At 34.3% G+C, this 16,077-nt stretch carries 15 protein-coding genes; 9 read left to right on the forward strand and 6 right to left on the reverse strand.

Annotated elements, in window-relative coordinates; genetic code table 11:
- Positions 1-2 precede the first annotated feature (2 nt).
- From PK35_RS09610 to tsaB, 4 genes are all read left to right on the forward strand, one after another.
- On the forward strand, positions 3-1,247 hold the full coding sequence (locus tag PK35_RS09610; RefSeq protein WP_044626507.1) for an ABC transporter permease: 1,245 nt from the start codon (positions 3-5) through the stop codon (positions 1,245-1,247).
- Between the two features lie 12 nt (positions 1,248-1,259).
- Positions 1,260-2,378: an efflux RND transporter periplasmic adaptor subunit gene (locus PK35_RS09615; RefSeq protein WP_044626508.1), complete on the forward strand. Its 1,119-nt coding sequence runs from the start codon at positions 1,260-1,262 to the stop codon at positions 2,376-2,378.
- Complete coding sequence (locus PK35_RS09620; RefSeq protein WP_052825966.1) at positions 2,362-3,699, forward strand: TolC family protein; 1,338 nt, start codon at positions 2,362-2,364, stop codon at positions 3,697-3,699. The genes PK35_RS09615 and PK35_RS09620 overlap by 17 nt, the downstream gene beginning before the upstream one ends.
- A 74-nt stretch (positions 3,700-3,773) precedes the next feature.
- Positions 3,774-4,448: a tRNA (adenosine(37)-N6)-threonylcarbamoyltransferase complex dimerization subunit type 1 TsaB gene (gene tsaB / locus PK35_RS09625; protein ID WP_044626509.1), complete on the forward strand. Its 675-nt coding sequence runs from the start codon at positions 3,774-3,776 to the stop codon at positions 4,446-4,448.
- Positions 4,449-4,520: 72 nt separating this feature from the next.
- Here tsaB and PK35_RS09630 read toward each other — a convergent pair whose 3' ends face one another.
- The 5 genes from PK35_RS09630 to PK35_RS09650 all read right to left on the reverse strand — a co-directional run bounded on the left by PK35_RS09630 (position 4,521) and on the right by PK35_RS09650 (position 9,211).
- The gene (locus PK35_RS09630; protein ID WP_044626510.1) at positions 4,521-5,336 is read right to left on the reverse strand and encodes a mechanosensitive ion channel family protein; all 816 of its coding nucleotides are present in this window, start codon (positions 5,334-5,336) and stop codon (positions 4,521-4,523) included.
- Between the two features lie 142 nt (positions 5,337-5,478).
- Positions 5,479-5,832, reverse strand: coding sequence for a DUF1304 domain-containing protein (locus tag PK35_RS09635; protein WP_044626511.1), 354 nt, complete (start codon positions 5,830-5,832; stop codon positions 5,479-5,481).
- Entirely contained in the window at positions 5,829-7,865 is a 2,037-nt protein-coding gene (locus PK35_RS09640; protein ID WP_044626672.1) for a thioredoxin domain-containing protein, read from the reverse strand. The genes PK35_RS09635 and PK35_RS09640 overlap by 4 nt, the downstream gene beginning before the upstream one ends.
- A gap of 154 nt (positions 7,866-8,019) precedes the next feature.
- Positions 8,020-8,220, reverse strand: a complete 201-nt coding sequence (locus PK35_RS09645; RefSeq protein ID WP_044626512.1) for a dodecin family protein — start codon at positions 8,218-8,220, stop codon at positions 8,020-8,022.
- An 88-nt stretch (positions 8,221-8,308) separates the two neighbouring features.
- Entirely contained in the window at positions 8,309-9,211 is a 903-nt protein-coding gene (locus PK35_RS09650; protein WP_044626513.1) for a NifU family protein, read from the reverse strand.
- Between the two features lie 170 nt (positions 9,212-9,381).
- On the opposite strand from PK35_RS09650, the gene PK35_RS09655 reads away from it, so the two are divergent.
- Complete coding sequence (locus PK35_RS09655; protein WP_044626514.1) at positions 9,382-10,386, forward strand: PorP/SprF family type IX secretion system membrane protein; 1,005 nt, start codon at positions 9,382-9,384, stop codon at positions 10,384-10,386.
- 172 nt (positions 10,387-10,558) lie between these two features.
- Here PK35_RS09655 and PK35_RS09660 read toward each other — a convergent pair whose 3' ends face one another.
- Positions 10,559-11,713 (reverse strand): vWA domain-containing protein, encoded by a 1,155-nt coding sequence (locus PK35_RS09660; protein WP_044626515.1) that lies wholly within the window; start codon positions 11,711-11,713, stop codon positions 10,559-10,561.
- A gap of 225 nt (positions 11,714-11,938) precedes the next feature.
- On the opposite strand from PK35_RS09660, the gene PK35_RS09665 reads away from it, so the two are divergent.
- The 4 genes from PK35_RS09665 to PK35_RS09680 all read left to right on the forward strand — a co-directional run bounded on the left by PK35_RS09665 (position 11,939) and on the right by PK35_RS09680 (position 16,071).
- A complete protein-coding gene (locus PK35_RS09665) occupies positions 11,939-14,113 on the forward strand; it encodes a tetratricopeptide repeat-containing sensor histidine kinase (RefSeq protein WP_044626516.1) in 2,175 nt (724 codons plus the stop codon).
- A 94-nt stretch (positions 14,114-14,207) separates the two neighbouring features.
- Positions 14,208-14,942 (forward strand): LytR/AlgR family response regulator transcription factor, encoded by a 735-nt coding sequence (locus tag PK35_RS09670; protein ID WP_044626517.1) that lies wholly within the window; start codon positions 14,208-14,210, stop codon positions 14,940-14,942.
- A gap of 123 nt (positions 14,943-15,065) precedes the next feature.
- Complete coding sequence (locus tag PK35_RS09675) at positions 15,066-15,584, forward strand: gamma carbonic anhydrase family protein (protein WP_044626518.1); 519 nt, start codon at positions 15,066-15,068, stop codon at positions 15,582-15,584.
- A 10-nt stretch (positions 15,585-15,594) separates the two neighbouring features.
- The gene (locus PK35_RS09680; RefSeq protein WP_131474407.1) at positions 15,595-16,071 is read left to right on the forward strand and encodes a hypothetical protein; all 477 of its coding nucleotides are present in this window, start codon (positions 15,595-15,597) and stop codon (positions 16,069-16,071) included.
- The last annotated feature ends 6 nt before the right edge of the window (positions 16,072-16,077 follow it).

Genomic DNA, 16,077 nt, shown 5'->3' on the forward strand with positions numbered 1-16,077 from the left:
TCATGCTTAAATTTTTATTAGAAAGAGATACTTGGCAAGAGATTTTCGATAGTTTGGGAAAAAACAAACTACGATCTATACTTACCATGGTTGGCGTTTGGTGGGGCATTTTACTACTCATAGGTTTATTAGGTTCTGCTCGAGGATTAGAAAATGCTTTTAACCGTTTATTTGGCGATTTTGCAACAAACACCGTATTTGTCTGGGGGCAAAGTACCAGTAAAGCATTTAGAGGCTTTCAAGAGGGTAGACAGGTAAGTTTAAGTTTATCTGATGCTAAAAATATTGAAGCCAATGTAGAAGGTGTCGAGTTTGTATTGCCACGAAACCAAAGAAGTATAAGTGCTACTCGAAATTTTTTAACGGGTAGTTTTCAAATGGCGGGCGATTATCCATTACTCGATCAGCTTCAAAAAAAGAAACTTATTCATGGGCGTTTTATTAATCAAAATGATATTGACGACAGAAAGAAAGTTGTGGTAATGTCCGAAGACGCTTATCAGCAATTATTCGAAAAAGATGAAAAAGCTATTGGCGAATATGTTGAAATTAACGGAATAAACTTTAAAGTTATTGGTCTTTTTGAGGTTGGAAACATTAATATGGGACCTCGAACCGATATGCATATTCCGTTTACAACCTTTCAGCAAATTTATAATAGAGGTGATAAAATTGGTTGGATGATGATTACAGGTCGGCCACAATTCGATATTAAACAAATTGAAGCCGACGCTAAACTTTTATTAAGAAACTTAAATAATATTCACCCAGACGACCAACGTGCTTTTGGCAGTTTTAACTTAGGTAACGAGTTTAAAAAAATGACTGGATTTTTAGTCGGTATGCAGTTTTTAACCTGGTTTGTTGGTATTGCAACTTTAATAGCTGGTGTATTTGCCATTGGTAATATTTTACTCATTACCGTAAAAGAACGCACCAAAGAAATAGGCGTTAGGCGAGCTTTAGGGGCAACACCTTACGAAATAAAGCGACAAATTGTAGTTGAAGCCGTGTTTTTAACACTAGTAGCAGGTGTTTTAGGCATTGTAACCGGCGGATTGATTTTAATAATTATGGATTATCTTTTTGGTCAAGGGCCAGAAGCAGCCATAGTAAACGCATCCGTATCAATTTCGGTTGTATTTGTAGCCTTATTAATATTAGTAGCATTGGGGTCTTTAATTGGATTAATTCCAGCATTTAAGGCCACAAGTATAAAACCAATAGAAGCATTAAGAGAAGAATAAACAATCAAAAAAATGAATAAAACAGTAAAAATTATTTTAGGAATCGTAGTTTTAGTACTATTAGTATTTGTATTAAAATACTTTAAAGATGCCAATTCAAAAGCTATTGAAGATTTTAAAGTAGAAGAACCCTTCTATACTTCAATAAATACAAAAGCTGTAGCAACAGGAAAGCTAAATCCAGAGGAAGAAGTAGAATTAAAGCCTCAAATTTCTGGTATTGTAGACGAGATTATGGTAGAAGAAGGTGACATTGTTAAAAAAGGTGATCTTATTGCTAAAATTAGAGTCGTGCCAAACGAGCAAAGTTTAGTAAGTGCAAGTAGCCGTATAAAAACAGCGCAATTATCATTCAATAACGCAAAAACGCTTTACAATAGAAACAAATCGTTGTTCGATAAAGGTGTTATTTCGCAACAAGATTTCGAAAATAGCGAGTTATCTTTCAATCAAGCGAAAGAAACTTTAGCGCAAGCTCAAAACGATTATCAAATAATAAAACAAGGATCCTTATCTGGAGGTAATTCGGCAAATACTAATATTATTGCACAAATTCCGGGTACCATTTTAGAAATTCCAGTGCGTGAAGGTGATCAGGTTATTGAAAGTAACAACTTTAATGCGGGTACAACCATTGCTACAATTGCCGATATGAGTTTAATGATTTTTGAAGGAAAAGTAGATGAAGCCGAAATAGGAAAACTTAAAGAAGGCAAAGAAATTAAAGTGGTTTTAGGAGCCATAAACGATAAAGAGTTTCCTGCTATTTTAACCTTTTTAGCACCAAAAGGTATTGAAGAAAACGGTGCAGTTCAATTTACTATAAAAGCCGATGTTAAACTAGATTCGTTAACAAATATTCGCGCGGGTTATAGTGCCAATGCCGAAATAGATATTGAAGCAAAGGATAGCGTTTTTGCTATTCGTGAAGCCTTATTACAATACAATAGAATTACCGAAAAACCTTTTGTTGAAATTCTTGAAGAAGAAGGGAAATACCGCAAAGAAAATGTGGAGTTAGGATTGTCTGATGGAATTAACGTTGAAATTCTTGAAGGCGTAAAAGAGGGTGACAAAATTAAAGTATGGAACAAAGCATCAAAAGATAATGAAGATGAAGAAAACAACTAATATGAAAAACATTTTTATAGCGTGTTTACTGTTATTTGTTGTCTCTGGTGGTTATGCTCAGCAAAAAACATGGACACTAGAAGCTTGTGTAATGCATGCCATTGAAAATAATATTTCAATAAAACAGGCGCAAAACACAATTTTAACTAACGAACAAGATATTAAATCTTCCAGAGGGCAGTTTTTACCATCATTAGGCGCTGGTGTTTCTCAATCGATGAGTTTAGGACAATCTGAAATTTATCCTGGGCAGTTTGTCGATCGTACATTTCACTCAACAAACGTTGGTTTTAGTGTGTCACAAACGGTTTTTAATGGGTTTAGAAATACGTATTTATATCAACAATCTAAACTCACAAAAGAAACTAATAATTTGGAGTTGAATAGAATAAAGGACGATATTTCGCTTAATGTGGCAAACGCCTACTTAAATGTATTATTTAACAAAGAAAATTTAGAAACGGCGCAAGCACAATTTGAATTTAGCAAAAAGCAACTTAATCAAATTCAAGATTTAGTTGATGCAGGTGTACAACCAAAAGCAAATATTTATGATGCCGAGGCGACTTTAAGTCGAGATGAGCAGCAAGTAACTTTAGCCGAAAATAGTGTGAATTTAGCCTTGTTAAACTTATCGCAATTATTACAAGTGCCATTTCAAGGATTTAGCATTGAAGAAGTAGAAATTGATAATCCTTCTGAAGCGTTACTTTATTCGAACGTTGAACCGGTATTGAATTATGCTATGGAAAATCGTAACGAAATAAAAGTAGCCGAAAAAAATATTGAAAATGCGCAGTTAGGAACAAAAATAGCTAAAAGTGGCTATTTGCCTAGTTTAACCTTTGGTTATGGATTCAATTCTGGAGCAAACTTTTCTAATTTAATTTCCAGTAATTCCTTTTTTCAACAAATAAACGATAATAAAGGACACAGTTTTAACTTAAACCTAAATATTCCAATTTTTACGAGGTTTCAAAATAAAACATCGGTTGCAAAAGCAGAGATTCAAGAACAAAATAGTTTGCTGAATTTACAGCAACAAAAATTAAATTTAGAATCTAATATACAAAGTGCGTTTACCGATGCTCAAGCTGCTTTTAAAGCGTATCAAGCCGCTAAAAAGTCGTTAGCATCTCAAGAATTAGCGTTCAATAACTCCAAAGAACGTTTCGATTTTGGAGCGATGACGGCTTTCGATTTAGAGCAGGCTCGCGTACAACTTATAAATGCACAAGCTTCGTTAATAAATGCTAAATACGATTTTGTGTTTAAAACAAAAGTATTAGATTTTTATATGGGTAAATCCTTAACAAATTAATATGTAATTTTGCAATCTAAGCATTGTGAATTTTTACTAATATAATTCCCGCTTTGGCGGGAATTTTTTTTAATATGACTACATATATCCTTAATATAGAAACCGCGACTACAAATTGCTCGGTTTCGGTATCAAAAAACGGAGAAACTATTGCCTTAATTGAAGATAACGATAAAGGTTACTCGCACGCCGAACGCCTGCATGTTTATATTGATGACGTTTTAAAACAGGCCAAATTAACACAGCAAGATTTAAGCGCCATTGCCGTAAGTAAAGGACCTGGATCTTACACAGGTTTGCGTATTGGTGTATCGGCCGCAAAAGGGCTTTGTTTTGCCTTAAATATTCCATTAATTTCGGTGCCAACCTTAACGGCTTTAGCGCATCAAGTTAAAGCTAATGAAGGGGTAATTGTTGCTATGTTAGATGCAAGACGTATGGAAGTGTATTCGGCGATATTTGATGCCAATTTTAATCAAGTTAGAGAAACCCAAGCTCAAATTTTAGACGATAACGCTTTCGCGGAAGATTTAAAACAAGGTAAAGTACATTTTATTGGTAACGGTGTTGACAAAACTAAAACATTAATTCCGCACGAAAATGCCGTTTTTATTGAAGGTAAATTACCTTCTGCCAACGAAATGAGTTGTTTAGCTTACAAAAAATATGAAGCTAATGCTGTTGAAGATGTCGCTTATTTTGAACCGTATTATTTAAAAGATTTTGTCGCTTTAAAATCGAAGAAGTAACTCGCGAACATAAAAAAAGACCTGTCAGGTTTTAAAAACTTGACAGGTCTAAAATATTTCAAAACTTAATGTTTAAGCGTCTTTGTGTATTTCAACACTGTGTGGGTAAGGAATTTCAATACCAGCAGCATCAAGAGCTAATTTTACATTTTCAGTTACATCAAAATAAACGGTCCAATAGTCTTCACTTTTACACCAAGGTCTAGTTGCAAAATTAACCGAACTATCGGCAAGTTCTAAAACTGTTACAGCAGGTGCAGGATCTTTTAAAACTTTAGGATGGGAGGTTAATACATTCATAATAACTTCTTTAGTTTGTTTAATATCAGCATCATAGCTTACTCCAAAAACTAAATCTACACGACGCGTACCTTCGGTAGTGTAATTAATAATATTCCCATTAGATAAAGCTGCATTAGGGATAATAATTTCTCTATTTGAAAGTCCTGTAAGTTTGGTTGTGAAAATTTCAATTTCTTTAACCACACCAATCTCACCTTGGGCTTCAATTAAATCGCCAACTCTTATAGGTTTAAAAATCATAAGTAAAACACCACCAGCAAAGTTACCAAGCGAACCTTGTAGTGCCATACCTATTGCCAAACCAGCAGCAGCTAAAATAGCAGCAAACGAAGTTGTTTCAACGCCTAAAGTGCCAAGTGCAACAATTATTAAAACAATTTTTAAAATCCAGCCCACAAGGTTTAATAAAAACTTTTGCAAACTTTCGTCGTATTCTTGTTTTAGCATTACTTTTTTAATGCCTTTCATTAATTTTTTTATAACCCACGATCCAATTATCCAAATGGCAAGGGCGCCAACAATTTTAAGACCGTAATCTAAAATTAAGTCCATCCATTTTTCTGTGTCAATGTTTGTTAAATCCATAATTATTTATTGTTTGTTAGTGTTTAAATTTATAATTATTGTAATCGTTTTCATCGGTTTTTAGATGAAATTATTGTTAATGTTTCTTTCTGTTATTTACGACACAAAATTTTTTGATAGTCACAAAAAATTAAAGTTTATTTTAAAAAAGTAAACTAACTAGCGCAAGAATTGCAGGAACCGATTGTACATAAAATAATTTTATCTTTTTAGTAGAATAGGCGCCATACGCACCGGCAATAATTACGCAACATGTAAAAAATATAGCAACACAATTATCGTTTTTAAAAATTGAAAATAAGATGCCAGCAGCTAAAAAGCCGTTATACAAGCCTTGGTTTGCAGCAAGCACTTTAGTATCGTTAGCAAAGGCTTCCGATTTTAGCCCAAAAGTTTTCATGCCTTTTGGTTTGGTCCATAAAAACATTTCTAATACTAAAAAATAGAAGTGTTCTAAAGCTACAATTGAGAGTAGAATTATAGTGAAAATTGTCATTTTTCAATAAGTTTTAATGCCTCGTTAGTTTCAGTTACGGGTAGTTTACAGCTATTGTTTACGCACACATAAATTAAGGTTTTTTCAGGAGTAAATCGGTTTTTTAATAAAGAAAGTTCGCTTTCTTGCTCTGAAATTGCAATCAATTTATTAGGCATGTAAGTTTCATTGAGCGCTTTTAGTTTTTCTTTAGCCTTGTCGCCAACAATGGCTACCTCGTAATACGGATTAGTGTAATTAAGCATTAAAGAGAGCCAGTTAGAATATCCAGACGGATAATTTTGCATTTCGGGAACCACATTATTTAACATGGTTGTCGCTGTGTTGTAATAATAGACATTATCGAAATAGTGCGATAATTTAAAGAGGTTTTTAGCCATTATAGAGTTGCTTGCAGCTATAACATTATCGCGATACTCAATACTTCGTGATACCAAATCGGTGTCTTTATTTGAGGTGAAAAAGAACATGTTGCTAGCCGTATCAAAAAAGTAATCGAAGCAATAATTAGCAAGATCTCTCGAGGTGTTTAACCAACGTTGGTTTCCTGTTACTTCGTATAGCTTCAAAAAGGCTTCAATAGTTGTGGCATAATCTTCTAAAAACCCGTTTATTGAGCTCCTGCCATTTTTGTAATTGTGGAATAAAGCACCATCTTCTTGTAATTGATTGTTAATTATAAAGTTCGCGTTTTTTTCCGCGGAAGCGAGATAATCATCATCACCCAAAACACGATAAGCATTAACATAGGCTGTAAGCATTAAAGCATTCCATGAGGTTAAGGTTTTATCGTCTAATCGTGGTTTTGGGCGCTGGTTTCTTATGGTGTTAAGGGTTTGCTTCCATTGGGATTTTTTAGTTTTTAAATCTTCAATAGAAATTTGGTGTTTTTCTGAAAAGCTTTCGTCGGATTCGTTTCTAATTAATACATAATTATGATGTTCCCAAAATCCGTAATCGTTTATATTGTAATAAGCCGAAAAGAGGTTGAAATCGTCTTTTAAAAGCGATTGTAATTCATTTTTAGTCCAAACATAAAAAGCACCTTCTTCTAATTCGTTTTTATGGTTTAAACTATCGGCATCGAGCGAGGAATAAAACGCGCCAGTTTTGGTGGTCATTTCTTGTTTTACAAAATCAAGGGTTTCAATAATAACTTGTTTGTAAAGCTCTTTTTTGGTGAGCTGATAGGCATCGGCATACAAACTAACCAATTGGGCATTGTCGTATAACATTTTCTCAAAATGAGGAACATGCCATTTTATATCGACCGAGTAACGCGAAAAACCACCGCCAATATGATCGTAAAGGCCACCATAAGCCATTTTTGTAAGGGTTAGATTTACAAAATCTAATACATCGGTGTTGTTGGTTTGGTAAGCATATCGCAGCAAAAATTGGTAGTTGTTAGGCAGCATAAACTTTGGAGCACGATTGGTGCCACCGTAATGTTTATCGAAGTTATTTTGCCAGTTTGAAACAGCCGTTTTAATAAACTCTTGTTTAAAAATAGGGGCGTTATTATTTAAAACTACAGCATCCATAGTTTTGATGCCTTGCTCGAGTTTTGTAGCATATTCGTATAGTTTTTCAGGGTTATTTTGGTACAATTCTGCAATTTGATTTAAAGCGTTAATCCATTGCTCTTTTTTAAAGTACGTACCGCCCCAAATTGGGCGGCCGTCGGGTAGTGCTACAATGTTAAGCGGCCAGCCACCTTGCCCGGTCATAAGTTGTACGGCATTCATATAAACTTGGTCTACATCGGGGCGCTCTTCGCGGTCAACTTTTATGTTTATGTAGTGTTTATTCATGGTTTGCGCCACCAAAGTATCTTCAAAACTTTCGTGCTCCATAACATGGCACCAATGACAAGCCGCATAGCCCACGCTAATAAGTAACAGTTTGTTTTCGGTTTTAGCTTGTTTTAAAACCTTATCGTTCCAGGGATTCCAATCAACTGGATTGTGAGCGTGCTGTAATAAATACGGACTGGTTTCGTGTATTAAATTATTGGTGAATGGCTGAGACATGTTTTTTGATGATTTTGATGAACAAGCCATTAAAGTAGTTATACATAAAATTTGAAGTAGGCTTTTCATAACTTCAAAAATAAACATTATAACACAGAAAAAGCACTCCAAAGAGTGCTTTTAAATATATATAGATATGGTGTTTTTTGGGGAATTATTCGATTTCGAAAGTAATTTTTAGATTGACTCTAAACTCTGTTACTTCACCATCTTTTACGCTTGCACTTTGATCTTGTACGTAAACCGAACGAATATTTTTTAAGCTTTTTGAGGCTTCTTTTACTGCTTTTTTAGTAGCATCTTCCCAACTTTTCTCTGAGTTTGATAGTACTTCAATAACTTTTAATACTGCCATAATATTTGTTTTTAATTAATGATTGTTTTTGTTCTTCATTAAATTAGAAACGAAATGCAGAAAAAAGTCACAAGAAAAAATAAAAATTTTATCCATTTATAGCTTCAACCATCGAAACTTTACCTGGTAACATTTCTTTTAACATGTTTTCGATACCGTTTTTTAAAGTGAATGTTGATGATGGGCAACCACTACAAGCACCTTGAAGCATCACACTTACATTTTTAGTGTTTTCGTCGTAACCAATAAACTGAATATTGCCACCATCGCTTGCTACAGCTGGTTTTACGTATTCTTCAAGGATATTTACAATTTGTTTTGAAACATCATCTAAACCTTCAAATTGATGGTCTAATTGCTCGGTAGATTTTTTTAGAGTTTCTGCCGCTTCGGGTAAAACAATATCTTTTCCGTTTTCAATATACGTTCTTATAAATTCACGAAGTTCAAGTGTAATATCTTGCCATTCGGTAATATCGAATTTGGTAACAGAAACGTAGTTTTCATCAAAAAACACACTTTTTACAAACGGAAAATGGAACAATTCTGTTGCTAGAGGCGATAATTTAGCTTCTTCAATCGAGGTAAATTCAAATAAAGCAGTAACTAATTTTTTGTTAGCCACAAACTTCATAACACTTGGGTTTGGTGTACTTTCTGCATAAACCGTAACAGGCACTTTTTTGCTTTCGGCCGTATCTTCAATTATAACACCGCCATTGTTTAAAAAAGCTTCAATTTGTTGGGCAACTTCATCTTGTACATCGCTCCATTCTACAATGTTATAGCGCTCTACCGCAATAAAATTACTCGATATATAAACCTTCTTAACAAAAGGCAAGTAAAAGAGTTGTTGTGCTAATGGTGAAGGCTTAGCATCGTCTATATTGTTAAATTCGAAACTTTGATTTTTAGTTACAAATTGATTTAATTCGAATTTTACTATGGCATTGTTTGTTGTTTCTTGCACAGAAACCTTAAAAGTGTTCATTTCAACTAATTTTTTACAAAAATACTAAAAGAAACATTTTCTTGCCTAAATATTTCGTGTTTGTTCCTTGTGTTAAATAATAGAAATTACCAATTAAAATTTGTATTTTTTGAACGTAATTTTTTTACAATACAAACGTTTATAAAATACTAACCTACTTGGTTTTATCTATGGCTAAAAAAAATACGTTAACGGTAATACTTTTTGTTTTGATGTCATTTTTGGCATCAGCGCAGGAAGGCTTACCAATATATACCGATTATTTAACCGATAACTACTACTTAATTCACCCATCAATGGCAGGTGCAGCTAACTGTGCTAAAGTGCGTTTAACTGGCCGCCAACAGTGGTTTGGGCACGAAAATGCACCTAAGTTACTAACGCTTAGTGCGAATAGTAGAATAGGTGATTCGCAATCAGGAATTGGTGGTATTGTTTTTGCCGATGAAAATGGTTATCATTCACAAAAAGGAGCTTATTTTACTTATGCACATCATTTAATGTTTTCTAGAAGCGAAGTAGATTTAAATATGCTTTCTTTTGGATTAAGTGCTGGTTTTATTCAATATCAGCTAGATGAAACTAGTTTTTTGTTTGATGGACCAGATCCTATTGTTAGTGGTGGTGTAGAAAGTGCTACGAATTTTAATATCGATTTTGGATTTTCATATCATTATTTAGATTTTTATTTACATGGAACTGTTAAAAATGTATTAGAAAATTCTGGTGTAAATAATGATTTGTCTATAACAAGTAATATGCGTCGTTATTTATTTTCTACGGGTTATGTGTTTAATAAATACGGAAGCTCGTGGAGTTTTGAGCCGTCCATTATGTTTCAATTACGCGAGTTAACTCAAGAAGCCGCTATAGATTTGAATGCCAAAGCATACAAAACTATGGATTTTGGTAGAATTTGGGCAGGTTTATCGTACCGAAAAAGTTTTGATGGTGCTGAATACGTAAACGATGGTAACAGTATTGATAGCCAAACATTAAACCAAATTACACCAATATTGGGTATAAACTACAATAATTTAATGTTTGCCTATAACTATTCTCATCAAATTGATGATGTTGTTTTTACCAATGGTGGCTTTCATCAAATAACTATTGGGTTTAACTTTAATTGTCGTCGTGCGAGATACGAATGTAATTGTCCTGCGGTTAATTAAAATGATATAGTATAAAACAAAAAGAGGTCGTTTAAAAAGCCACATATTTGTCAATCTGACCTTGTTTCAGATTCTAATGTGTTTTGAAAATCAATTGTTAAGATTCTGAAATAAATTCAGAATGACAGATTTTACACTTTTTAGACGATCTCTTTATTGTTACATCTAGGTTTTAGTTCCAACTATACTTTTTCTTTTTCGCTTGATCTTTAATGGCTTTTATCATGGCATTCTCTAAGCCATTTGTTTTTTCTTTTTGTTGTTTTAAAACATATTCGGTACGTTTTTTATTGAGCTCTTGAATTTCGTTTTGTATCGCTTCGCGTTCTTTACTTTTTTTAGTAATGTAAGCTTTTATTTCGGCGTCACTTTTACCTTTTAATTCACTGGGTAGAGCGTTTTCTTTTATGTCTGTTACAGCGACTTCATTTTCTTCAATAGCATCAACCAAATCCCAAGTCGAATTTTTATATAAATGCGAGCTTTTGCTAACGGTTCGTTTAACTGCGTTTGCTTTACTGTAAGAAATGGCATTGTGATCTTGTTCGGCTTGTAATGCTAATTTTTGTCTGCCTTTGTCGCCGTAAATAATGTATGTTTTATTTAATTTTTCATTTAAAATTAAAATATCATCATCGTAAGGCGATACTATGTGAACCGTTTTACGATTCTGGTTAATGGCCATGTAATCGCCATTGGTTAATTGTGCACCTTCACGCCAGTACCCGGAAATACCTTGTTTGTAATCGCCACAAAAAATGGTGTTTATGGTGACATCTTTTTCGTTAGCGTTGGTTGCGGCATATTTATAGCTCACGCTTCCTTGAGTAAAGGGTTCGTTGCCGGCAATGAAAATCAGTTTTAAATCATCGGCATTTTTACCCCAATTTAATTGATTTAATGACGTTTGAATAACTTGTCCGCAATACTCATTGCCACCATTTGTGGTTAATGAGAAAAGTTCTTTCGAAATATCATCTAAATCTTCACTAAAGGCTAAAATTTGTCTGATGTAACCCTCGGCGCCATTCAAATTATCGTTTCCATATTCGTAAAGTGCAATTTGCAAGTTGGGTTTGTTTGTGCCACATTTGGCATAAGATAGTTCGTTAACAATATCCCAGAGTTGCGCTTTAGCTTGGTCTATAAGTCCGTCCATGCTATTGCTAGTATCTAAAAGTAAAGCGACTTTAATGTACTGTTTGTTCGGTGTCGGTTGTGTTTTGGTTGGATTTACAACCAATCGAGGCGATTTCGTTTTAGCATTGCAAGCTGTAAAGGCTATTAAAGCAACGCTTAATGCAAGTGTTTTAATTAATGATTTCATTTTCTTTCGTTTTTTAATTGTTTTATGATGTCTATTCTTGCATAAAACTACCCCAAACAAACACCTTAAAAAATCTACAATGCGTAAAGCGTTCTTTTTAATGAGTAAACGATGCTAATAAATGCGTGAAGCCATCATTTTTAACTAAAAAACCACTTATTTTTAAAAGTAACCGTTTTAAAATGCCAAGTAAAGTGCGTAAGTTTAGCAGTTGTTTAAAATGAAATGCAAAAACTTATTAAACATATTTGGATATTCTTTTTGTGGTTTGGAGCGATTGCCGTTGCACAGAACGAAAGTGTTATAAATAGCGAAGCGCCAAAATTTACGGTTCGTGGTTCGGTTATTGAATCTGATACGAACAAGGCGATACAAAACGTGAATATTGAGGTGAACGGTGGATCTTATACAACAACCGATGTGTTTGGTGAGTTTAGAATTGAAGCTCGTAAAGGCGACCAATTAACCATTAGGCATAAAGATTTTGAAACCGTTTTTTATACCATACAGAGCAATGAACGTATTAAGGTTAAAGTTGAGCCTAACACCGAAGCAGAAGAAACCAAATTAAAAAAAATATCGCGGTCAATAGCCGGAACTGAAACGTTTAATAACTTAATAGATTCTGCCGAAACTTACCTAAAAAAAGATGCTAAAAAAAGTATTGAATTTGCTGGAGATGCTTTGGCTAAAGGGAGTTCTGTAAAACAGAATAGTGAAGCTTACGAAGTTTTAGGCGATATTTATATGCACTGGAAACAGTACGATTTGGCAGTAACGAACTATCGTATTAGTCTGCAAAGTAATACCGCAAACACTACAAAATTAAAATTGGCAAAGGCTTACAGGCTAAATAAAAATTACCAGGAAAGTTTAGAGACTTACAATAGCATTTCAAAAAAAACATTGTCTAATTGGCAACTTGTAGAGCTTTACGAGGGCGTGGGCGATGTTTATTTTGCAACACAAAAGCACAACGAAGCCGTAAGCAATTATCAAAACGGTTTAGAGGTGGCACAACAGCATTTAATTACGCCTAAAATAACCGATTTAAACTCCAAAATAGGACAAACCTACAATGCAAAGGGCGAACCGCAAAGGGCTAAAGGTTTCTTTAAAACTTCGATGTCTTTGGCAAATACCGAAAACCAAAAACGCGCTGTAGAAGAACAAATAAAGGTTGCGGATTTTGAAAATGAAAACAGTAATTTTTCAGATGAAATTGAGCTTCGTAAAAAGGCATTAAACACCTTGCAATCGGTAAAGTTCGATTCGGTTGATAATTCCAGTGCGTTAACACCTCAAAAGCAAAACTACAAAATAGCCAATGCTTATGCGGCGCAAAAAGATTATAACAACGCCATACCATACTATCAAAAAAGTATAACCGAAGCCGATAGTAACGCCGATTTAATTGTGCAAAAGGATGCTACAAGACGTTTATCTGAAGTGTATCGTGATGCCGGCGAGTTTAGTAAAGCCCTAACCACATACCAAACTTACGTCGAGTTGGTCGATAAACTATACGCGCAAAAAGAACAAGAGATTGCGCAAGCCGCTAAGTTTAGTCGCGATATTGCAAATAAGCAAAATAGAATTCTTAGTTTGGAAAGCGATCGTGCTTTAAACGAAAGTCAGTACCAACTTTCTAGCGAGCAAACCAAGCGGCAAAAACTCATCATTTATAGTTTAATCGGAGGTGTATTGTTGCTCTTAATTCTGGCATTTTTAATGTTTAAATATATCAAACAACAGCGATTGGCTAACAACTTATTGGCCTTAAAGAGTTTGCGAAGTCAAATGAATCCGCACTTTATTTTTAATGCTTTAAACTCTGTAAATAGTTTTATTGCTTCAAACGATGAACGCACAGCGAACAAATATTTAACCGATTTTTCCAAGCTCATGCGTGCCGTTTTAGAAAATAGTGAAGAAGATTTTATTCCGTTGGAAAAGGAAATTCAATTGCTTCAACTGTACACAAAACTTGAGCATTTTCGATTTAAAGATAAGTTCGATTACACCATTGCTGTCGATGAAAACATCAACCTGCAAGATTTCGTAATACCGCCAATGTTGTTGCAACCATACATAGAAAATGCCGTTTGGCATGGGTTACGATACAAGAAAACAAAAGGTTTTTTAAGTATTGAAATTGCGCAAAGTAACCCAGATGAAATAACTATTACAATAGCCGATGATGGTATAGGAAGAACAAAATCGAAAGCATTAAAAACCGAAAATCAAAAGAAACAAAACTCAAAAGGCATGGGTAACATAAAAAAGCGTGTGGCTATTTTAAATACCATGTACAAAGACAAAGTTGATGTGTTTATTACCGATTTTCAGGAGGAAGACGATACCGGCACTCAAGTAGTTGTAACGCTAAAAAAGGATTAAAAAAGAACACAGACAAAAGGCTTGTAAGTGGCACTTCGAGCATTTTGTCTGGACTCAGTACAGAATCTGTCGAGAAATCTCAAACTAAAAAATAATGAAACTAACCGCCATAATTGTAGAAGACGAAGAAACCAGTAGAGACATTTTAAAAAACTATTTAGCCAAATATTGCCCAAACGTAACTGTAATTGGCGAAGCGGCAAATATAGACGAAGCTTTAGTTTTAATAAGAAAAAACGATCTGGATGTGGTTTTTCTAGATGTAGAAATGCCTTATGGTAATGCCTTCGATTTACTCGATAAAGTAGGCGATGCCAGTTTTGAAACCATATTTGTTACGGCATACAATCACTATGCTATCGATGCGCTAAATGCCCACGCGAGTTATTATTTAATGAAGCCCATTTCTATCGATGAGCTTATAAAGGCCGTAGATTATGTTACCGAAATAAAAACCAAAGAAGACGCCTTACAAAATCAAGTTTTGGTGCCAAATACCAACACGGTTAGTGGTAAAATAACCATTCCGCAATTAGACGGTTTTGAAGTTTTAGAAACCTCAGATATTCTATTTTGTAAAGCCGATGATAATTACACCGAACTCTATTTAAAAAATAATAAGAAGAAAATAGTAAGCAAAACACTAAAGTATTTCGAAGAAATTTTAACCACTACCAACTTTGCGAGGGTGCATAAGTCGTACTTAGTTAATGTAAACGAGGTGGTAAAATACGTAAAAGGTAAGGGCGGAAGCGTGGTGCTAAGTAACGGTAAAGAAATTATGGTTTCGGCATCAAAAAAATCAGAATTGTTATCGTATTTCAATTAACTTGTCATTACGAAGGAAGTATGACTGAAGTAATCTGTCAAATATAAAGCAGATTGCTTCTCCCGAAGTTTCGGGATCGCAATGACGGAAACCTAATAATCAATAGAAATTAATCAATTTAATATGCCAATAATAAAACCAGTAAACGGAAAACACCCACAGCTACCAGACGATTGTTATATAGCCGAAAACGCTACCATTGTTGGCGATGTTACCGCAGGCAACCAATGTAGTATTTGGTTTAATGCCGTAATTCGTGGCGATGTACATTACATAAAAATGGGTAATAAGGTTAATGTGCAAGACGGAGCGGTTATTCATGCAACCTATCAAACGGCGCCAACAACTATTGGTAATAACGTATCTATTGGTCATAATGCCATTGTGCACGGTTGCACCATTCACGATAACGTTTTGGTAGGCATGGGTAGCATTATTATGGACGATTGCGTTATAGAAAGCAACAGCATAATTGCTGCGGGCGCTGTTTTAACGCAAAACACCAGAGTAGAATCGGGAAGTATTTACGTAGGTGTTCCAGCAAAAAAAATAAAGGATGTTAGCCCAGAATTAATTTCTGGTCAAATCGATAGAATTGCGAATAACTATATTAAATATTCCGGTTGGTTTAAGGAGGGTTAAAACAAAAGCTATGTTTTTAAAAAGGCGTTATTTTATAATTTGTTTTTTGATTTTGTTGATGTTTTCATGTAATAAAAAAACTGAATACGGAAGTGAAATTGAAACTATCTTAGAGCAGATTCGTAGTTTGTCTGAATATTCCAAATGTGAAAATGAAGCTGTAATGACGAGTGCTTCAAGTATAGAAGCATCGAAATGTGTTACGATTAACGGAATTAAATTCAAATTTGTTGAAAAGGAAAGTACTGGCGTTTCGTTTGTTTCAACTAAGGATAAAAAATTTAGAACACCAGAAGGCTATTATGTTGGAACCAAACGCTTAGATATTCTTCAAAATGATATTGTACAAATACAAACTGAACGTGGCTATGGCCATTTTATAGCGTTAAAATCGGGATGGAAATTAGGTTTTTGTGAGGGTGGTAGTTGTACAAGTTCGGACTTAAAAGATACTTCAGAAGTAAAATGGATTATGGTAAGAAAATAGTTTGTT

Source organism: Neotamlana nanhaiensis, from assembly GCF_000943555.1.
GTDB lineage: Bacteria > Bacteroidota > Bacteroidia > Flavobacteriales > Flavobacteriaceae > Neotamlana > Neotamlana nanhaiensis.